The sequence below is a fragment of the Pseudomonas sp. Q1 genome (assembly GCF_009935975.1).
Lineage (GTDB): Bacteria > Pseudomonadota > Gammaproteobacteria > Pseudomonadales > Pseudomonadaceae > Aquipseudomonas > Aquipseudomonas palleroniana.
In genome coordinates, this window is the sequence record NZ_QODI01000007.1 from 196,502 (window position 1) to 214,952 (window position 18,451).

The 18,451-nt window shown below is 60.3% G+C and carries 18 protein-coding genes; 9 read left to right on the plus strand and 9 right to left on the minus strand.

The features are described from left to right. Nucleotides 1–207: 207 nt before the first annotated feature. Nucleotides 208–660, minus strand: coding sequence for a MarR family winged helix-turn-helix transcriptional regulator (locus tag DK870_RS13275; RefSeq protein ID WP_090366021.1), 453 nt, complete (start codon nt 658–660; stop codon nt 208–210). Between the two features lie 78 nt (nt 661–738). Then, nucleotides 739–1,689: a LysR family transcriptional regulator gene (locus DK870_RS13280; protein WP_060753263.1), complete on the minus strand. Its 951-nt coding sequence runs from the start codon at nt 1,687–1,689 to the stop codon at nt 739–741. 107 nt (nt 1,690–1,796) lie between these two features. On the opposite strand from DK870_RS13280, the gene DK870_RS13285 reads away from it, so the two are divergent. After that, on the plus strand, nt 1,797–2,546 hold the full coding sequence (locus DK870_RS13285; protein WP_161548880.1) for a sulfite exporter TauE/SafE family protein: 750 nt from the start codon (nt 1,797–1,799) through the stop codon (nt 2,544–2,546). Here DK870_RS13285 and DK870_RS13290 read toward each other — a convergent pair. After that, the gene (locus DK870_RS13290) at nt 2,536–3,417 is read right to left on the minus strand and encodes a LysR family transcriptional regulator (RefSeq protein ID WP_161548833.1); all 882 of its coding nucleotides are present in this window, start codon (nt 3,415–3,417) and stop codon (nt 2,536–2,538) included. The two genes, DK870_RS13285 and DK870_RS13290, sit on opposite strands and share 11 nt — an antisense overlap. A gap of 70 nt (nt 3,418–3,487) precedes the next feature. Between DK870_RS13290 and DK870_RS13295 the strand changes: the two genes are divergently transcribed. Both DK870_RS13295 and DK870_RS13300 read left to right on the plus strand, forming a co-directional pair. Continuing rightward, nucleotides 3,488–3,694 carry a DUF1127 domain-containing protein gene (locus DK870_RS13295; RefSeq protein ID WP_060753265.1) on the plus strand — a complete coding sequence of 69 codons (207 nt, stop codon included), beginning with the start codon at nt 3,488–3,490 and terminating at the stop codon, nt 3,692–3,694. Between the two features lie 45 nt (nt 3,695–3,739). Further along, nucleotides 3,740–4,969, plus strand: coding sequence for a winged helix-turn-helix domain-containing protein (locus tag DK870_RS13300; protein WP_161548834.1), 1,230 nt, complete (start codon nt 3,740–3,742; stop codon nt 4,967–4,969). Nucleotides 4,970–5,082: 113 nt separating this feature from the next. Here DK870_RS13300 and DK870_RS13305 read toward each other — a convergent pair whose 3' ends face one another. Next, a complete protein-coding gene (locus DK870_RS13305) occupies nt 5,083–6,429 on the minus strand; it encodes a class II 3-deoxy-7-phosphoheptulonate synthase (RefSeq protein ID WP_060753326.1) in 1,347 nt (448 codons plus the stop codon). A gap of 122 nt (nt 6,430–6,551) precedes the next feature. Here DK870_RS13305 and DK870_RS13310 point away from each other — a divergent pair, with 122 nt between their 5' ends. Next, nucleotides 6,552–7,307: a spermidine synthase gene (locus tag DK870_RS13310; protein ID WP_161548835.1), complete on the plus strand. Its 756-nt coding sequence runs from the start codon at nt 6,552–6,554 to the stop codon at nt 7,305–7,307. Between the two features lie 98 nt (nt 7,308–7,405). Here DK870_RS13310 and DK870_RS13315 read toward each other — a convergent pair whose 3' ends face one another. Continuing rightward, complete coding sequence (locus DK870_RS13315; protein ID WP_104995899.1) at nt 7,406–8,197, minus strand: crotonase/enoyl-CoA hydratase family protein; 792 nt, start codon at nt 8,195–8,197, stop codon at nt 7,406–7,408. Between the two features lie 422 nt (nt 8,198–8,619). Here DK870_RS13315 and DK870_RS13320 point away from each other — a divergent pair, with 422 nt between their 5' ends. Further along, a complete protein-coding gene (locus tag DK870_RS13320; protein WP_016972326.1) occupies nt 8,620–10,293 on the plus strand; it encodes a DEAD/DEAH box helicase in 1,674 nt (557 codons plus the stop codon). A 70-nt stretch (nt 10,294–10,363) separates the two neighbouring features. On the opposite strand, the gene DK870_RS13325 is transcribed toward DK870_RS13320, so the two are convergent. After that, entirely contained in the window at nt 10,364–11,131 is a 768-nt protein-coding gene (locus DK870_RS13325) for a class III extradiol ring-cleavage dioxygenase (protein ID WP_060753269.1), read from the minus strand. 102 nt (nt 11,132–11,233) lie between these two features. Between DK870_RS13325 and DK870_RS13330 the strand changes: the two genes are divergently transcribed. Next, nucleotides 11,234–11,890, plus strand: a complete 657-nt coding sequence (locus DK870_RS13330) for a thiopurine S-methyltransferase (RefSeq protein ID WP_161548836.1) — start codon at nt 11,234–11,236, stop codon at nt 11,888–11,890. Nucleotides 11,891–11,943: 53 nt separating this feature from the next. On the opposite strand, the gene htpX is transcribed toward DK870_RS13330, so the two are convergent. Both htpX and DK870_RS13340 read right to left on the minus strand, forming a co-directional pair. After that, nucleotides 11,944–12,831: a protease HtpX gene (htpX, locus tag DK870_RS13335; protein WP_060753271.1), complete on the minus strand. Its 888-nt coding sequence runs from the start codon at nt 12,829–12,831 to the stop codon at nt 11,944–11,946. A 304-nt stretch (nt 12,832–13,135) separates the two neighbouring features. Then, nucleotides 13,136–14,347, minus strand: a complete 1,212-nt coding sequence (locus DK870_RS13340) for a pyridoxal phosphate-dependent aminotransferase (RefSeq protein ID WP_025857865.1) — start codon at nt 14,345–14,347, stop codon at nt 13,136–13,138. A gap of 187 nt (nt 14,348–14,534) precedes the next feature. Here DK870_RS13340 and msrB point away from each other — a divergent pair, with 187 nt between their 5' ends. From msrB to DK870_RS13355, 3 genes are all read left to right on the plus strand, one after another. Next, a complete protein-coding gene (gene msrB / locus DK870_RS13345; protein ID WP_161548837.1) occupies nt 14,535–14,927 on the plus strand; it encodes a peptide-methionine (R)-S-oxide reductase MsrB in 393 nt (130 codons plus the stop codon). A gap of 216 nt (nt 14,928–15,143) precedes the next feature. Then, nucleotides 15,144–15,629 (plus strand): glutathione peroxidase, encoded by a 486-nt coding sequence (locus tag DK870_RS13350; protein ID WP_060753273.1) that lies wholly within the window; start codon nt 15,144–15,146, stop codon nt 15,627–15,629. Next, entirely contained in the window at nt 15,626–16,090 is a 465-nt protein-coding gene (locus DK870_RS13355) for a MarR family winged helix-turn-helix transcriptional regulator (protein ID WP_060753274.1), read from the plus strand. Before DK870_RS13350 ends, DK870_RS13355 begins: the two co-directional genes overlap by 4 nt. On the opposite strand, the gene DK870_RS13360 is transcribed toward DK870_RS13355, so the two are convergent. Beyond that, the gene (locus tag DK870_RS13360) at nt 16,071–18,380 is read right to left on the minus strand and encodes a response regulator (RefSeq protein ID WP_161548881.1); all 2,310 of its coding nucleotides are present in this window, start codon (nt 18,378–18,380) and stop codon (nt 16,071–16,073) included. The two genes, DK870_RS13355 and DK870_RS13360, sit on opposite strands and share 20 nt — an antisense overlap. Nucleotides 18,381–18,451 lie beyond the last annotated feature (71 nt).

Here is an 18,451-nt window from a genome sequence, read left to right on the forward strand (position 1 = left end):
AACTATTTGCGCGCTAAGTAGTTGGTGAGATGAATGTATAGCGCTAATGTTTAGTGCGCAAGATAAATTTATAAATTTTTATGCCCTACCACCAACCAGTGTGGGAGGGGGCTTGCTCCCGATTGCGGTGGATCAGCCAGCTTATCAATAGCTGACACGCCGCAATCGGGAGCAAACCCCCTCCCACATTTTAGAGCTTCACCGCGATTAGATTGAGCTTTGCAGGTTGCTGCGCAAGGCAACCAGGTCAGCCTGCAGCTTGCGCAATTGCTCCAGCTCCAAACCACTGGCGCCGAGGATGCACTGGGGAATCCCCATGGCTTTATCCTGCAGGGCGCGGCCGCTGTCCGTCAGTTCCACGACCACCACCCGCTCATCCTCGCGGTTGCGGGTGCGGCTGAGCAAGCCCTCGGCTTCCAGGCGTTTGAGCAGCGGGGTGAGCGAGCCCGGATCGGTCAGCAGGCGATTGCTGATTTCGCTGACGGTCAAACCGTCCTCTTCCCACAGCACCATCATGGCCAGGTATTGCGGATAGGTCAGGCCGAGGGCTTGCAGCAGTGGCTTATAGACCTTGGTCATCAGCAACGAGGTGGAGTGCAGGGCGAAGCACAGCTGGTTGTCCAGCATCAGGGATTGGCAAGGGTCAGGGTTTTTGCTCATGGCGGTGTCTCGAAAGCGGGTATTGCCTGGAATCTAGCGGGCAAATGTTTAATGCGCCAGGTAATTCTATCCCGGCGGTCAAACCAGACCGCTTTGCAGTGCCAGATCCCAAGGCGGCACCGGGCTGAAGCGGGATTTGAGGTACTCGAGCAACAACCGGCTGCGCGCATTGGCCTGTTGCTCCAGGCGCAGCGCATAGATCCCGGCGGTTTCCGGGCTGGGCAGGCCGTTTTCGCAGAACAGGGGCAGCAACTCGCCACGGACCAGGTATTCACTGGCCAGCCAGGTGGGCAGGTGGGCAATCCCCAGCCCGGCCAACGCGCCGGACAGCAGGGCTTCGGCATTGTTGGCACTCATGCGGATGCGCTGCGGGCGATAGGTGGCGCGGCGCCCGTCCAGCTCGAAGCGCCAGGCGAACATCGGCGCCAGGCCGTCCCAGTCGAGGCCGTCGTGCTCGCTCAGCTCCCGGGGATGGGTGGGCGTACCCCGCGCTTTCAGATAGGCCGGGCTGGCGCAGGCGATACGCACGATGCTGGCCAGAGGGGTGGCGATCAGGCGGGTGTCGACGATATGCCCGGCGCGCAGCACCAGATCGACCTTGCCCAAGTGTGCACCCTGCATATCGACAAAACTGTCGATCAGGTGCAGGTGCACATCCAGCCCGGGATATACATTCAAAAAATCCGCAATCACCGGGGCCAGGTGCCGCCGCCCGAAGGCCGCCGGCGCATCCACACGAATCAGGCCTTCCGGCGCATGGCTCAAGGACACCGCTTCAGCCCGGGCCAATTGCAACTCACCGACGATCCGGCGTGCCCGTTCGGCGAAGGCCAAGCCTGCCGGCGTGGGCACCACCGCGTGGGTGCTGCGCAGGAACAGGCGGCTGCCCACAGAGCTTTCCAAGCTGTCGATACGTCGGGCGACCGCCGAGGGCGTCAGGGGATGGCGGCGTGCTGCGGCGGAAAAACTGCCCGTCTCCAATACATCTAGAAACAGGCTCAGTTGGTCGGTGAGGGTATTGGGATTCATCACTGAGCGCTTATGCGAAATTGGCAAAGCCATTGTGCGTTGCTGTGCGTTTCCGCGCCAGGGCCGACTGCGTAGCATGCACAGACCGGAAGTGTGGAGTGATGGCGGTGTTGGATTTTGTGATGTATGGGCTACTGGGTGCAGCCCTCGGCACGTTGGGCGGCCTGTTCGGCATTGGTGGGGGGCTGATTGCGATTCCGGTGCTGGGCGTGTTGTTCGGCCTGGATCAGCAGATCGCCCAAGGTACGGCGTTGGTGATGGTAGTGCCCAATGTGATGCTGGCTCTGTGGCGCTACCACCAGCGCAATCGCATCGAATTACGCCATGCATTGCCCCTGGGCGTCATGGGCTTCAGCTTCGCCTGGCTCGGTTCGATCTGGGCGGTGGGCCTGGATGCCGGCGCCATGCGCGTGGGGTTTATCGCGTTCTTGCTGACGCTCTCGGCTTACAACCTGTTGCGCATGTTCACCCGCAATGCGCCGCCGACTGCACAGATGCGTTATTCCTGGCCGTGGCTGGGGGTGCTCGGTGCGGTCTCAGGCTCCATGGGCGGGTTGTTTGGGGTCGGTGGCGCGGTGGTTGCCACGCCGGTGCTGACCAGCCTGTTCGGTACCACTCAGGTGGTCGCGCAAGGTTTGTCGCTGGCCTTGGCGCTGCCCAGCACCGGCGTGACCCTGGTGACCTATGCCTGGCACCACCAAGTGGATTGGATGATCGGCATCCCCTTGGCAATCGGCGGCCTGCTCAGTATCAGTTGGGGCGTGAAGGTCGCCCATGCACTGCCGGAACGTGTGCTGCGTGGCCTGTTCTGCGCGTTCCTCGTGGTGTGCGCGGTGATGCTGACCTTTAAGGTTTGAAGCCTTCGAGGATGTACGCTGCCAGGCATTCGGTGATGGGCGAGGTCATCTGCGGGTTGCGCAGCAGGTGCAGATTCATCGAGGGCAATGGCGGGAGACCCTCGTCCTTGCCCAGTATGCGCAGGTCCTCGGTCACCAGGCTTTCCATGCTGACCATGACCGCCAGGCCAGCATTGACCACCGCCTGGATCGCCGCCACGTTGGAACTGTGGTAGGCCAGGCGATAATCCCGTCCGGCCGCATCCAGCGCGGAGCGCGCCCATTGCGTGTAGAGGCAATCCGCGCCAGACATCGCCAGCGGCAGGGCTTCGTGCTCGTCTACGCAGAAGCAGGGTGAAGCCGCCCATACCATGCGCTCCGTACGCAATAACTCGCCGATTTCGTTGCCAGGTTCGCGGCTGACCACAGTCAATGCGAGGTCACGTCGCTGCATCAGCACCGTTGACGATTCGCAGTGCATCTCGATTTGAATCAGCGGATACGCCTTGGAGAACTGCTTGAGAATGCCCGGCAGGAAGCGCATCACGTAATCGTCCGGTGTGCCGATGCGCACCAGCCCCACCATATGCGGTTCACGCAGGGTGTTGAACACTTCGCTGTGCAATTTCAGGATGCGCCGGGCATAGCCCAGCAGCACCTGGCCTTCGGGAGTCAGTCGCACCTGGCGACCGTCGCGTTCGAACAGCTTGCGCTGTAGGACGTCGTCCTCCAGGCGCTTCATCTGCATGCTCACCGCCGACTGCGTTCGGTTGACCAGCTCTCCAGCCCGCGTGAAACCGCCTTGGTCGGCGATGGCGACGAAGGTGCGCAGCACCTCGGTGTCGATACTTGGGAAACTGGACAATTGATCAATCTCCGAGATGTATTGCATAAGAAACATTCGTTGGATTGATCATAGTGCCTGGCACACACTTTCGTCATCCCCACAGGAGGGCGAAAAGATGAAAGGTCAAACCGGTTTTGTGTTGATGGCGAAGCGTCCGTTTTCCGGGCTGTTGCATGCCCTGGCGCGCTGGCAGACGCTGTATCACGAGCGTCAGATGCTGGCGAGCCTGAGTGACGACGCGCTCAAGGACATCGGGCTCAATCGTGCCGATGTGGAGCAGGAGCGGCACTTGCACTTTTGGCAGGACCCCCTGCGAAAGTGAGCCAGGATGCAGTAGGGTGGTGGGCGAGTTCCCATGGAGATTCCCATGCCCGTCGACCTGTCTTTCTCACTCAAGCAAGCTCGACGCATGGCGCTGGCTGCCCAGGGTTTTTCCGGGCGCCAGGCGCCAGCCCTGATCAAGGCAACACACCTCAACCGCTTGATCGAGCGTCTGGGTGTGTTGCAGATCGATTCGGTCAACGCGCTGGTGCGCTCCCATTACCTGCCGCTGTTTTCCCGTCTGGGCAATTACTCGCCATCGATACTCGAGCAGGCCGCCTGGAGCCAGGGGCGCCATCGTTCGTTATTCGAATACTGGGGGCATGAAGCATCGTTGCTGCCTATGGCGCTGTACCCGCTGCTGCGCTGGCGCATGGAGCGGGCCAGGCAGGGGCAGGGTATCTATGCGCAGATGGCGCGTTTCGGGCGCGAGCAACAGGCCACTATCCAGCGCGTCCTGCGCACCGTCGAGCAACGAGGCGCGTTGGGGGCGGGCAGTTTGTCGACCCGCGAGGAGCGCGCTGGGCCCTGGTGGGACTGGAGTGAGGAAAAACACGCGCTGGAATGGCTGTTTGCTGCAGGCCTGGTCACCGTTGCGGGGCGGCGTGGTTTTGAGCGGCTCTATGATTTGCCGGAGCGGGTGATCCCCGGCGAAATGCTTCACGCCTCGGTGGACGAGGCGCAAGCCCAGCGCAGCTTGTTGTTGCACAGCGCGACGGCGTTGGGAGTGGCCACTGAAAAGGACTTGCGCGACTACTTTCGCCTGGACCCTGCCGACAGTCGCAACCGCCTGGCGGAGTTGGTTGAAGAAGGGCAGTTGCTGACCTGCCGCGTACAAGGCTGGAAGGCTGCGGCGTATTGTCTGCCCGAGCCGAAAGTGCCGCGCAAGGTGGCGGCCAGTGCATTGCTGTCGCCCTTCGATTCGCTGATCTGGGAGCGCAGCCGTACCGAGCGATTGTTTGATTTCCGTTATCGACTGGAGATCTACACCCCGCAAGACAAGCGCGTATATGGCTACTACGTGCTGCCGTTTCTGCATCACGAGCGGATAGCGGCGCGCGTGGATCTGCGCGCTGAGCGCGCTAACGGTCAGTTGGCTGTGCATGCGGTGCACGAGCAAGAGCCGGGCTTGGATGAGCAGGGGATGTTGGCGCTGGCGCTTAATTTGCGCCAGATGGCCGACTGGCTCGGGCTGGAGCAGGTGCAGCTCAATTGCCAGAGACCGAGTGCCGACCGCTTGCGGCGAGCGATGCTTTATGGGGAGGGTGGTCTTTAGGGCCTCTTCGCGAGCAAGCCCGCTCCCACACTCGACCGCGTTCCAAAGGAAGTACGTGGGCAAATGTGGCAGCGGGCTTGCTCGCGATGGCGTCAGTGCAGGCGGCTCAAACCTCAGCGCTTGACCTGCTTCAATGTTTCAGCAATCAAAAACGCCAGCTCCAGCGACTGATCGGCATTCATCCGCGGGTCGCAGTGGGTGTGATAACGATCCGACAAACCATCTTCGGTGATCGGTCGTGCACCGCCGATGCATTCGGTGACGTTCTGCCCGGTCATTTCGATATGAATCCCGCCGGCATAACTGCCTTCGGCCTGGTGAACCTGGAAAAACTCCTTCACTTCACTGAGGATCTGCGCAAAGTCGCGGGTCTTGTAGCCGCTGCTGGCCTTGATGGTGTTGCCGTGCATCGGGTCGGAGCTCCACAGCACCTGCTTGCCTTCGCGCTGCACGGCGCGAATCAGGTCGGGCAGATGATCACCGACCTTGTTGGCGCCCATGCGGGCAATCAGGTTGAGGCGGCCGGGGTCGTTGTCCGGGTTGAGGATATCGATCAAGCGGATCAGGTCGTCCGGGTTCATGCTCGGGCCGACCTTGACCCCGATCGGGTTGTTCACCCCGCGCAGGAATTCGACATGGGCGCCGTCCAACTGACGGGTGCGGTCGCCGATCCACAGCATGTGGGCCGAACAATCGTAATAGTCGTTGGTCAGGCTGTCGCGGCGTACGAAGGCTTGTTCGTAGTTGAGCAGCAGCGCTTCGTGGGCGGTGAAGAAGCTGGTTTCGCGCAATTGCGGCGAGCTGTCCATGCCGCAGGCGCGCATGAAGGCCAGGGTTTCATCGATGCGGTCGGCCAACTGGCTGTATTTCTCGGCAAGGGCGGAGTTGGCGATGAAGTCCAGGTTCCACTTGTGTACCTGGTGCAGGTCGGCGAAACCGCCCTGGGCGAAGGCGCGCAGCAGGTTCAAGGTGGCCGTGGACTGGTGATAGGACTGCAACAGACGGTCGGGGTCCGGCACGCGGCTTTTTTCGTCGAAGCCGATCCCGTTGACGATATCGCCGCGGTACGCGGGCAGGGTGATGCCGTCGATGGTTTCATCGTTGGCCGAACGCGGCTTGGCGAACTGGCCGGCCATGCGCCCGACCTTCACCACCGGGCAGCCGGCGGCAAAGGTCATCACGATTGCCATCTGCAGCAGCACCTTGAAGGTGTCGCGGATTTTGGCGGCGGAAAACTCGGCAAAGCTCTCGGCGCAGTCGCCGCCTTGCAACAGGAAGGCGCGGCCCTGGGTCACTTCGGCGAACTGACGGCGCAGTTCACGGGCTTCCCCGGCAAATACCAGCGGCGGGTAGCTCGCCAGGTTTTGTTCCACTTGCAGCAAGTGGGCTGCATCCGGGTACTGGGGTTGTTGCTGGATCGGCATTGTGCGCCAGCTGTCGGGACTCCAGGGTTGGCTCATCATGAACTCGTTGGTTGGGTTGTCGGTAGAGCGGATGTTATCAGCAATTAGTGCGTGACCTGCTGCTGCCGCTTGGCCGACAATCGCGCCTTTGCCGAGCGGCAAACCCATTAGGAGTCGTGATGAGCGAGGAGCGTGTCGAGCAGCTGTTGGCCGAAGTCCATGATGACTTCGGCATGATCCGTGTGCTCGAAGTGGCCGATTACCGGTTTCTCGAATTTGGTGATGCCATCGAGCAAAGCTGCGTATTCACCGCCGACCCGAGCTGGCTGGAGTACGACTATACCCGTGCCATGCTCATTGGTGCGTTGTGCCATGAACAACCGGAGAGTGCGCTGTTTCTCGGCCTGGGCGCCGGTACGCTGACCCAGGCGTGCCTCAAGTTCCTGCCGCTGGAAGACGTCGAAGCCATTGAGCTGCGCCCGGATGTGCCGCGCCTGGCGATTGAATATCTGGGGTTGGACGATGACCCGCGGTTGTACATCCGCATTGGCGACGCCCTGCAATTGCTTGGCAGTGCCGAGTCGGCCGACCTGATTTTCGTCGACCTGTACACCGATGTCGGCCCGGGTGTCGGGCACCTGGCCTGGACGTTCCTGGAAGACTGCCAGAAGAAACTCAACCCTGGCGGTTGGCTGGTGATCAACCAATGGGCCACGGACGATGGCAAGCCACTGGGCGCGGCGTTGCTGCGTGGGTTGTACCACCGGCATTACTGGGAGCTGCCGGTAAAGGAGGGCAATGTGATTTTGCTGGTGCCTTCCGAGCTGGATCGGGAACTGGACCTGGATGCACTCTCGGCCCGTGCCGAAGCATTGGCGCCGCGCCTGGGTTATTCGTTGCAGTCGCTGATCAAGGTGATTCGGCCGGCGACTTAGTTGGCTGTGCCGGCGCCATCGGGGGCAAGCCCCCTCCCACACTTGGAACTCATTGCAAATGGGGGAGGGGGCTTGTTCCGATGGCGGGCCCAGCCAATTCAAATACCCTTGAACACCCCCGGACGCTTCTCGATCATCGCCCGGACTCCTTCCTTGGCATCTTCACTGTTGAGCAACTTCTCCACCATGGGTGGCAGCGCGGCGGCCGCGACGGTCTCGCCCTCATTGCGCGCCATGCGTGCCGACATCAACGTGGCCTGTACGCCGAGCGGGGCCTGGCGCGCAATCCGGTTGGCGAGTTCGATGGCGCGCGGTAGCAGGTCTTCGCTGGCCATCACCTCCTGAACCAGCCCCAGGCGCAGGGCTTCATGGGCGTCGAACTCGTCGCCGGTGAGCAGCCAGCGCATCGCATTGCCCCAGCCGGCGACTTGATGAAAGCGTAGTGTCGCGCCGCCAAATGGAAAGATCCCGCGTTGGACCTCCATCTGCGCAAAACGCGTGTTGCTGGCGCACAGATTGATATCCGCCGCGAGCATCAATTCGATCCCGAGGGTCAGGCAGTAGCCCTGCGCCGCGACGATCACCGGTTTGTTCACGCGGGGGCCGGCGAACACCCCCCAGGGATCGCAACCCCCCAGTGGCGGCTGCCAACCGCCGGCCATCACGGCGCTGACATTGGCCAGGTCCAGCCCGGCGGTGAAGTGGTCGCCATGGGCAAATACCACCGCCACCCGTGCGTCATCATTTCGATCAAATTCGCCATACGCCAGGCTCAGCGCATTGAGCAGATCCAGATCAAAAGCATTGCGTTTGGCCACCCGGTCCAGGCCCAGTAGCAGGACATGGCCCTGGAGTGCACGGCTGACGCGGCTGCTGCTGGCTTGATTCATCGGGGTGCCCTCGGGCGTAGGGAAGGGTTTCAGACCAAAGGGTCTCAATCGGAAGGTGAACCGTTTAAGTGTTTTGACCAACAGGGCCGGGCCTTTGAAAAATAGACCTTGCCGATCTTCTCTGCAAAGGCTGTGATACAGCGCGGTTTATCAGTGCTTTGCGATAAAAAAAGCTCCCTTTTTCAGCTATTTCCGGTATAGTGCGCGCCGGCCTTTAACCGGGCCGCGTTTAGGTAGCGCAATTCCCCGAAGTCAGCTTCGGCTGCACGTCCGCACAGCGGACTCTTCCTTGACGAATCTTTTTCATTCATTCGTTTTCGCAAATCCCCGCCGACAAAGCAGCCAGGGCGACTCTTGAGTCTCAACACGGCATGCGCAGCTTTGGAGCATGGGTCTTTGCGGATGCACTTAGAGGCAGACCCATGACCCAGGAAACCGGCGGCTTCGCCGCTTTTAATCTTAACCCGAATATTCTTGCAGCCGTCGCAGCGACCGGCTACGAAGAGCCTTCGGCGATTCAGCAGCAATCGATCCCGATCATCATGGCCGGCAAAGACATGATTGGCCAGGCGCAAACCGGTACCGGTAAAACCGCTGCCTTCGCCCTGCCTATCCTGCAATGCATCGATCCTGCCAAGCGCGAACCGCAAGCCCTGATCCTGGCGCCAACCCGTGAGTTGGCGCTGCAAGTAGCAACCGCCTTTGAAACTTACGCCAAGCAAATGCCGGGCGTAACCGTTGTGGCCGTTTACGGCGGCGCGCCCATGGGCCCACAACTCAAGGCAATCCGTAATGGCGCACAGATCGTTGTCGCCACTCCGGGCCGTCTGTGCGACCACCTGCGTCGTGACGAAAAAGTCCTGTCGACCGTGAACCACCTGGTTCTCGACGAAGCTGACGAAATGCTGAAGCTGGGCTTCATGGATGACCTGGAAGTCATCTTCAAGGCTCTGCCACCGACCCGTCAGACCGTACTGTTCTCGGCCACCCTGCCACAGTCGATCCGTGCCATTGCCGAACGCCACCTGCGCGATCCTGAGCACGTCAAGATCCAGACCAAGACTCAGACCGTTACCGCGATCGAACAGGCTCACCTGTTGGTTCACGCTGACCAGAAGACCTCGGCTGTATTGAGCCTGCTGGAAGTCGAAGACTTCGATGCCCTGATCATGTTCGTGCGCACCAAGCAAGCGACCCTGGACCTGGCCAGTGCCCTGGAAGCCAAAGGCTACAAGGCCGCTGCGCTGAACGGTGACATCGCCCAGAACCAACGTGAGCGCGTCATCGACTCCCTCAAGGATGGTCGCCTGGACATCGTTGTCGCCACCGACGTGGCGGCTCGTGGTCTCGACGTTCCACGCATCACTCACGTGTTCAACGTTGACATGCCGTACGATCCGGAGTCCTACGTTCACCGTATCGGCCGTACCGGCCGTGCGGGTCGCGAAGGCCGTGCACTGCTGCTGGTGACTCCACGTGAGCGCCGCATGCTGCAAGTCATCGAGCGCGTAACCGGTCAGAAAGTTGCCGAAGTCCGCCTGCCGGATGCCCAGGCAGTTCTGGATGCTCGCATCAAGAAGCTGACCAACAGCCTGTCGCCGCTGGTGGCTGACGCTGAATCGACCCATGGCGACCTGCTGGACCGCCTGACCGCCGATATCGGTTGCACCCCGCGCGCCCTGGCAGCAGCCCTGCTGCGTAAAGCCACCAACGGTCAGGCCCTGACCCTGGCAGCCATCGAGAAAGAACGCCCACTGGTGCCGAACAGCGCGCCACGTGGCGATCGTCCAGAGCGTTCCGGTGACCGTCCAGACCGCGGTGATCGTGAGCGTCGTGCTCCGGTGCCATTGGCTGAAGGCCGTGCTCGTTGCCGTACCGCGCTGGGTGCGCGTGACGGTATCGCTGCCAAGAACCTGCTGGGCGCTATCCTCAACGAGGGTGGCCTGGCACGTGAAGCCATCGGTCGTATCCAGGTGCGTGACAGCTTCTCTCTGGTGGAGCTGCCGGAAGACGGCCTGGAAAAACTGCTGGCCAAGCTGAAAGACACACGCGTTGCCGGCAAGCAGCTCAAACTGCGTCGCTACCGCGAAGATTGATCCGCCCTTGGGCTGATTGATCGCACCTAAAAAATCCCCGACTGGTTCGGGGATTTTTTTTGCCCGGCGGTTAACCGAAGCGATAGATGTCCATGCCCAGTGCTCCCATAGTGAAGCCCTGGTGTGCCACGCTGAATGTCCCTCCGGCGCCGCGCGCAAAGTACAGCGGCAGCAGGTGTTCATCACTGGGATGGCTGCGTACCGCATTGGGTGCCTGGCGACGGTAATCATGCAAGGCCGCTTCATCGTCGGCGGCAAGCTTGTCCACCACCCAGTCACGGAAGTCCCGAGCCCATGGTTCGATGCTCTGCGGCCCCGCATGCCAGTCCAGTTCACCCAGGTTATGGGTGATGCTGCCGGAGCCGATCAGCAAGATGCCCTGTTCACGCAGCTCGGCGAGGGCATGTCCGACCCGGGTTTGCAGGGCAGGGCCCATGCGGCTGGGCAGGGACACCTGGACCACCGGGATATCCGCCGCCGGGTACATCAGCGACAAAGGCACCCAAGTCCCGTGGTCAAAGGGGCGGCGCTCATCAATGCGCGCATCCAGGCCATCGGCATGCAGCAGTTCGACGATCCGGCCAGCCAATTGCGGGTTGCCGGGCGCAGGATACTGCACGGCAAACAGCTCACGTGGGAAACCGCCGAAGTCATGCCAGGTTTGCGGGGCAGCGCTGCCGCTGACCAGCAACTGGTCGCTTTCCCAATGCGCCGACACCACTACAATCGCCTTCGGCCGTGGCAGTTCGGCGGCAAGGCGTTGGAGTGCCGGGCCGCTGGCGCCGGGTTGCAGGGCAAGCATGGGAGATCCATGAGAAATAAACAGGCTAGGGAGCATAAGTCGGGTCCTGAGCGTTAACATGGCTCATCTTCAATCAGATCATTGATCTAAATCTAATATAAGTTTTAACCCCTTTTGATCGAATTTTTAGGGTGATTCATGGAACCCAAATTTTGGCGGGAACGCTGGGCGCGCAATCAGATCGGCTTTCACCTGCCGCAGGTCAACGCTTATCTGCAACGACACTGGCCGCTATTGGCCGTCGCTGAAGGCTCCAAGGTGCTGGTGCCGCTGTGTGGCAAGAGCCTGGACTTGATGTGGCTGGCCAGCCAAGGGTTGCGGGTGTTGGGTGTGGAGCTGTCGGAGCAGGCGGTCGAAGCGTTTTTCAGCGAGCAGAACCTGACCCCGCGAATCAGCGAGCGGGGGGTGTTCAAGGTATATCAGGCGGGTCTGATCGAAATCTGGTGTGGTGATTTTTTTGCCTTGGGCGCTGAGCCGTTGGCTGATTGCACTGCGCTCTATGACCGCGCCGCCTTGATCGCGTTGCCGCCGTTGATGCGTGTGCAGTACGCCGAGCATCTGAACACGCTGCTGCGGCCAGGTTGCCAGGGGCTGTTGATCACTCTGGATTACGAGCAGATGCAAAAAGCCGGGCCGCCGTTTGCGGTGACTGACGAGGAAGTGCACAAGCTATTGGGTGAGCGGTGGACGCTGGAGGTGTTGCAGGAGCAGGACATCCTGGGTGAAAGCTGGAAGTTTGTGCAGGATGGCGTCACTCGCCTTGAAGAGCGCGCTTATCGGTTAACCAGGGTATAAACCACGGTCAAAAAAAAGGGGCGATATAATCGCCCCTTTTGCGTTACCGGGAATCAGCCGCGACGGCGCAATGCGTCGATCCGCTCTTCCAGCGGCGGGTGGCTCATGAACAGGCGAGCCATGCCCTGTTTGATGCCGCCGTTGATACCGAATGCGGTCAGGCTGTCCGGCATGTGTACCGGCAGGCCCTGTTCGGAGCGCAGGTGTTGCAGCGCTGCGATCATTGCCCCGGTGCCGGCCAGGCGGGCACCGGCTTCGTCTGCACGGAATTCCCGTTTGCGCGAGAACCACATGGTGATTGCGCTGGCCAGGAAGCCCAGTACCAGTTCGGCAAAGATGGTCGCCACGTAATAGGCGATACCGCGGCCTTCTTCGTTCTTGAAGATCACCTTGTCGACAAAGTTGCCGATGATTCGCGCAAAGAACATGACGAAGGTGTTCACTACCCCTTGTACCAATGCCAGGGTGACCATGTCACCGTTGGCCACGTGGCCGATCTCGTGGGCCAGCACCGCTTTCACTTCGTCGTACGAGAAGCGTTCCAGCATGCCCTGGCTCACCGCGACGAGCGCGTCGTTCTTGTTCCAGCCGGTGGCGAATGCGTTGGCCTCATAAGCCGGGAAAATGCCTACCTCGGGCATCTTGATGCCGGCGTCACGGGACAGCTGCTCAACGGTCTGCAACAACCATTGCTCATGTCGGGTGCGTGGCTGGGTGATGACCTGGGTGCTGGTGCTCATCTTCGCCATCCACTTGGAGATGAACAGCGAGAACAGCGAGCCGGCGAAACCAAAGACCGCACAGAAAACCAGCAGCTGATTGAGGTTCAGGTCAACCCCGTTGGCCGCCATGAACCCGTTGAAGCCGAACAGGCTCAGGGTGATGCTGGCAATCAGCACGACCGCCAGGTTAGTGGCCAAAAACAGCAGGATGCGCATCATGGTTGTAGAGTTCTCCTCAGGCTTAATATGTCGCGTACTGCGGGGTATATAAGGTGCGGGATGGGGTGATTCAACCGAGCGACTATTTCAAACTGTGTCCTACAGCCTGAACGTAGAGCCTTGAAAGGATTTTCTGACCCACCAAGCTTGCCTTCATCACCCCACTTTTACCCTGCCGTCCCGTAATTATAGGGGGCTTGCCGATTAGTGGGGGCAGCCACAGGGAGGACGGAGAAGCAGGGCAGAGAAGTGTTGCCAGATGCTCGCTGTACGACCGAATGAGGGCCGTACAGCGATAGATCCATTACTGGCGATAGGACTTGAGGAAGTTGCCGATGCGACCAATGGCCATGTCCAGGTCATCCACGCGCGGCAGGGTCACTACCCGGAAGTGATCCGGCCATGGCCAGTTGAACGCGGTGCCCTGGACCACCAGCAGCTTTTCCGACAGCAGCAGGTCGAGCACGAACTTCTCGTCGTTGAGGATCGGGCACACTTTCGGGTCGATCCTCGGGAAGGCATACAACGCTCCCATGGGTTTCACGCAACTGACGCCAGGAATCGCGTTGAGCAGCTCCCAGGTACGGTTGCGTTGCTCCAGCAGGCGGCCCTGGGGCAGCACGAGGTCATTGATGCTCTGATACCCGCCAAGGGCGGTCTGGATCGCGTGCTGGCTCGGCACGTTGGCACACAGGCGCATGTTGGCCAGCATGTCGATGCCTTCGATGTAGCTCTGGGCGTTGTGCTTGGGGCCCGAGATGGCGATCCAGCCGGAGCGGAAACCGGCGACGCGGTAGGACTTGGACAAACCGTTGAAAGTCAGGCACAACAGGTCCGGTGCCAGGGAGGCGGTGCACACGTGCACGGCGTCGTCGTAGAGGATCTTGTCGTAGATCTCGTCGGAGAACACCACCAGGTTGTGTTGGCGCGCCAGTTCAAGCATGCCCAGCAGCACTTCCCTGGAATACACGGCACCGGTGGGGTTGTTCGGGTTGATGATCACCAGAGCCTTGGTGTTCGGGGTGATCTTGGCCTTGATGTCGGCCAGGTCCGGGAACCAGTCGGCGCCTTCGTCACACAGATAGTGCACCGGGTGGCCGCCGGCGAGGGTCACGGCGGCGGTCCACAGCGGATAATCCGGGGCCGGCACCAGGACTTCGTCGCCATTGTTGAGCAGGGCCTGCATGGACATCACGATCAGCTCGGACACCCCATTGCCCAGGTAGATGTCTTCGATGCCGACACCTTCGACCTGCTTCTGCTGGTAGTACTGCATCACGGCTTTACGTGCGCTGAACAGGCCCTTGGAGTCACTGTAGCCCTGGGCGGTCGGCAGGTTGCGGATCACATCCTGGAGAATTTCGTCCGGCGCTTCGAAACCAAAGGGCGCCGGGTTGCCGATGTTCAGCTTGAGGATGCGATGGCCTTCCTCTTCCAGGCGCTTGGCGTGCTTGAGCACCGGGCCGCGAATGTCGTAGCAGACGTTGGCGAGCTTGTTCGATTTGCTGACCTGCATGGCGATGTGATCCTGAAAATGAACGATTCAGACGGTGTGGACACTACCGTACTGTGAATCCGATAAATACGTTTGAATGCCGGTAGCGTGGGTGCCAGACTGGCGTTTTGAAGAGGCGCAATCATACGTGCCGCCTGATCCATGGAAAAGACACAGATCAGGGTTTTTCAGTTGCCGAGGTGTACCGATGGAAAAGTTGCAGAAAACCGTTGATGAATGGAAGACGATGCTCGATCCAGAGCAGTACAACGTGTGCCGTCTCAAGGGCACCGAGCGACCTTTCAGCGGCAAATACAATGGCACCAAGACCGACGGCGTGTACCACTGCGTCTGCTGCAATGAGCCGCTGTTCGACTCCACCACGAAATTTGATTCGGGATGCGGCTGGCCGAGTTTCTACGCGCCGATTGCCGACAGCGCGATGATCGAGATCCGCGATGTCAGCCACGGCATGATCCGTACCGAAGTCACCTGCGCCAAGTGTGATGCCCATCTGGGTCATGTATTCCCGGACGGTCCACCGCCGACCGGCCTGCGTTACTGCATCAATTCGGTGTGCCTGGACCTGGTACCGCGTTAGACCGGCAACGACCTTCAATTGTGTGCGGGCTTGCTCGTGAATAGGGCGTGTCAGTCAGTAGATATGTCAGCTGATAGACCGCTTTCGCGAGCAAGCTCGCTCCCACATTTGGCCTGAGTCGAGGCTGATAACGCGCCATCAATCCCGGTAATTAAATTGCACACAATTGAATTACCCACTATCTTTTTGCTTCTTCCCCTTATCCGAGGCACTGTCATGAGCGACAACTTGCTGAGTATCCCTTGCACCACCATCAAGGGTGAGCAAAAGACCTTGGCCGATTTCGCCGGCAAAGCCATCCTGGTGGTCAATACCGCCAGCAAATGCGGTTTCACGCCGCAGTACAAAGGGTTGGAGCAACTCTGGCAGCAGTACAAAGACCGGGGTCTGGTGGTGCTGGGTTTTCCCTGCAACCAGTTCGGCAAGCAGGAACCTGGCAATGAAGGGGCAATCTCCGAGTTTTGCGAGCTGAACTTCGGCGTCAGTTTCCCGCTGTTCAAGAAGATCGACGTCAATGGCAGCGATGCTCACCCTTTGTTTGTTCAGTTGAAAAAACAGGCACCGGGGCTGCTGGGTTCCAAGGGCATCAAGTGGAACTTCACCAAGTTCCTCGTCGGTCGCAACGGTCAGGTGGTCAAGCGTTTTGCCCCGACCACCAAGCCTGAGGACCTGACCCAAGAGATCGAAGCGCTGCTCAAATGACCGATCTGCCTGGCGTATCCCTCGCCCTGGACAACCAGTTGTGTTTCAAGCTCTACGCCGCCTCACGCGCGGTCACCCGGGCCTATAAGCCGATGCTGGATCAGTTGGGCCTGACCTATCCGCAATACGTGGTGATGCTGGTGTTGTGGGAATGGCACGACGCTGCACCGGCGCAACCCACGGTCAAGGCGTTAGGGGAACGGCTGATGCTGGATTCGGGCACGTTGACGCCGTTGCTCAAGCGGCTTGAGCAGCTTGCACTGGTGAGGCGTCAGCGCAGCGCCAAGGATGAGCGCGAAGTGCACCTGAGCCTGAGCGAGGCCGGCGTGCAATTGCGCGACCGGACTCAGAGTTTGAAGACCCGGTTACTGTGCGACAGTGGCATCGACCTGAATCAGGCTGACGCCCTGCGCAATGGCCTGGACCAGTTGCTGGCGCAGGTCAAAGGGTTGTCGTCTTAGGCACCCAGAGGTCCAGCAACGCATTGAGTTCTTCACGGCGAAACGGCTTGGCCAGATAATCATTCATCCCCGCCGCCCGGCAACGCTCGCGTTCTTCAGACATCGCGTTGGCCGTCAACGCGACGATGGGCAGGTCCGGCCAACGCCCGCTGCGACGAATTTGCCGACTCGCCTCGTAGCCGTCCATCACCGGCATGTTGCAGTCCATCAGCACCATGTCGAAGCGCTGGTCTTCAAGCAGCTTGAGCGCTTCGCAACCATGGGCGGCGACGATGACCTTGCACCCCAATTTGTTGAGCATGCCCTTGGCTACCAGTTGATTGACCGGATTGTCCTCCACCAGCAGGATGTACGCGCGGTGGGCAAGGGGGGCGGCTTCTATCTGCACCGGGTCGAGGATCAACGGCGAGTCGCTGTGCAGGTTACGTTGCAAGATCTGGTACAACGCGTTGCGGCTCAACGGGCGTGCCTGTTGCTGCAATGGCGCAAGGGCCGCCACTTCTTCACTGGGCATGAAGTTGCCATAGGCGGTCACCACCAGAATCGGTGCGCTGATCGCCGGGCGCAGGCGGAACAGGCACTCGGGGCAATCCGTGATCAGCAGGTCCGGCGTTTGCCCCCTCAAGTCATCGTCCTGGGAATAGCAGCGCGGTGTCAGCCCCCAATGGGGGAGCAGGGTGGTGAGCAGTTCCGTCAGGCCGCTGCCCGCGTTGGTTATGGCAATGACTTCGCCCGTCAGCGGTGCCACCGGGGCGGCCGGCAAATGCGTAGGCAAAGGCAGATCGGCGCAGAACTGGCTGCCAAACCCGACCTCCGAACTGATCGTCAGCCGGCCCTTCATCGCTTCGCACAAGTTGTAGGTCAGCGCCAGGCCCAGGCCAGTGCCGCCGAACTGACGGGTGATACCGGCACCGGCCTGAGTGAACGGCTGGAAGATCTTCGCCTGCGCTTCCTGGGCGATGCCGATACCCGTGTCGCACACTTCGATGCTGACCCGGTCGGCTTGAGCGCGCAGGCGTACATCGACCCGGCCGAAGCGGGTGAACTTCAACGCGTTGGAGAGCAGGTTGCTGACGATTTGGCGTACACGGGTCGGGTCGCCAATGACCTGGGCGGGGAACTGTGGGTCGATCAGGCACGTCAGTTCGACACTGGGAGCTGCGTTCTGAGACAGCAGGTTTGCGGTGTCTTCCACCAGTGAGCCGAGGTCGAACGGGATGTGCTCAAGCTCCAGCTGACCGGCGTCGAACTTGGACAGGTCGAGGATATCGTTGAGCAATTCCACCAGCACTTTGCCCGAGTCATGGGCAATGGACAGTTGCTGGCGCTGTTCGGCGTTCAATGGGCTGTCCAGTGACAGTGCGATCATCCCCAGCAGGCCGTTCAGCGGCGTGCGGATTTCGTGGCTCATGTTGGCCAGGAATGCCGCCCTTGCCTGGGCCATGCCCAGGGCGGTCATTTTTGCCGCTTCCAGCTCATCATTGGATTGAATCAGGCGCTGGTTACTGGCTTTGAGCTCGAGGGTGCGCGCCGAGACAATATCTTCCAGCTGTCCGAGGTATTCAGTCAGCCGGTCTTCAGCGTGGCGGCGCTGCTGGATTTCGGTCTGCATGTTTTCGAACTGCTGGTTGGCGACGTTGACCAGCACGCCGATTTCGTCGTTTTCGTGCCCCGGCGGGCAGTCCAGATGGGTCTGCTTACTGGTGCTCAAGGCACGGATAATGCGCACCAGCGGCTGGGTCAACATGACGTAGAACAACGCCAGCAGTATTCCGGTCAGCAGCAGGCTGCGGGCAAATCCGTTGAGCAGGGTGATTTCGGCGCGATGCAGGAAACGGCTGCCGAAGGCGTAGGTGTCGACGTCCAGCCGCAGCACCCCAAGCGAATCATTGGGCATATGGCTGAGGAACAAGCGGTCTTCAAACTGACGGTTGGCGCCGAACAGAAAATCACTGAGGGGCCGGTAGCTGCTTTCCTTGGGCGCACGCACCACGTCTGCCAGGACCACGCCATTGTTGTCGATCAATTGCGCATGAGTGATGGCAGGGGACTGCAGCAGGCCCAGGGTCAATTCCTGGGCGAGTTCGGCATCGATGTTGTAGGCAATACGTGACGCGGGGTTATGGCTGATTTCGATCAGCGAACGTATTTCACGGTTGATGGATGCGTCTTCGCTGGCATAATCAATACCGATTTGGATCAGACTGAGCAGGGTTCCCAAGACGAAACCGACCAGCACAGTCAATCTGGCTTGTTTATAAGACAAGCGGTGGGCGAACTTGATATCCATCGAGTGTTGAACCACTTCACGTTTCCCTTCGCCCGGCAAGCATAGCTGAACATCCACAGGCTCAGGCTTAC

Excerpts from the sequence above, each read along its gene's own strand:
- DK870_RS13275 (WP_090366021.1), bottom strand. The coding sequence starts at position 660 with ATGAGCAAAAACCCTGACCCTTGCCAATCCCTGATGCTGGACAACCAG.
- DK870_RS13280 (WP_060753263.1), bottom strand. The coding sequence starts at position 1,689 with ATGAATCCCAATACCCTCACCGACCAACTGAGCCTGTTTCTAGATGTA.
- DK870_RS13290 (WP_161548833.1), bottom strand. The coding sequence starts at position 3,417 with ATGCAATACATCTCGGAGATTGATCAATTGTCCAGTTTCCCAAGTATC.
- DK870_RS13295 (WP_060753265.1), top strand. The coding sequence starts at position 3,488 with ATGAAAGGTCAAACCGGTTTTGTGTTGATGGCGAAGCGTCCGTTTTCC.
- DK870_RS13300 (WP_161548834.1), top strand. The coding sequence starts at position 3,740 with ATGCCCGTCGACCTGTCTTTCTCACTCAAGCAAGCTCGACGCATGGCG.
- DK870_RS13305 (WP_060753326.1), bottom strand. The coding sequence starts at position 6,429 with ATGAGCCAACCCTGGAGTCCCGACAGCTGGCGCACAATGCCGATCCAG.
- DK870_RS13310 (WP_161548835.1), top strand. The coding sequence starts at position 6,552 with ATGAGCGAGGAGCGTGTCGAGCAGCTGTTGGCCGAAGTCCATGATGAC.
- DK870_RS13315 (WP_104995899.1), bottom strand. The coding sequence starts at position 8,197 with ATGAATCAAGCCAGCAGCAGCCGCGTCAGCCGTGCACTCCAGGGCCAT.
- DK870_RS13320 (WP_016972326.1), top strand. The coding sequence starts at position 8,620 with ATGACCCAGGAAACCGGCGGCTTCGCCGCTTTTAATCTTAACCCGAAT.
- DK870_RS13325 (WP_060753269.1), bottom strand. The coding sequence starts at position 11,131 with ATGCTCCCTAGCCTGTTTATTTCTCATGGATCTCCCATGCTTGCCCTG.
- DK870_RS13330 (WP_161548836.1), top strand. The coding sequence starts at position 11,234 with ATGGAACCCAAATTTTGGCGGGAACGCTGGGCGCGCAATCAGATCGGC.
- htpX (WP_060753271.1), bottom strand. The coding sequence starts at position 12,831 with ATGATGCGCATCCTGCTGTTTTTGGCCACTAACCTGGCGGTCGTGCTG.
- DK870_RS13340 (WP_025857865.1), bottom strand. The coding sequence starts at position 14,347 with ATGCAGGTCAGCAAATCGAACAAGCTCGCCAACGTCTGCTACGACATT.
- msrB (WP_161548837.1), top strand. The coding sequence starts at position 14,535 with ATGGAAAAGTTGCAGAAAACCGTTGATGAATGGAAGACGATGCTCGAT.
- DK870_RS13350 (WP_060753273.1), top strand. The coding sequence starts at position 15,144 with ATGAGCGACAACTTGCTGAGTATCCCTTGCACCACCATCAAGGGTGAG.
- DK870_RS13355 (WP_060753274.1), top strand. The coding sequence starts at position 15,626 with ATGACCGATCTGCCTGGCGTATCCCTCGCCCTGGACAACCAGTTGTGT.
- DK870_RS13360 (WP_161548881.1), bottom strand. The coding sequence starts at position 18,380 with ATGGATATCAAGTTCGCCCACCGCTTGTCTTATAAACAAGCCAGATTG.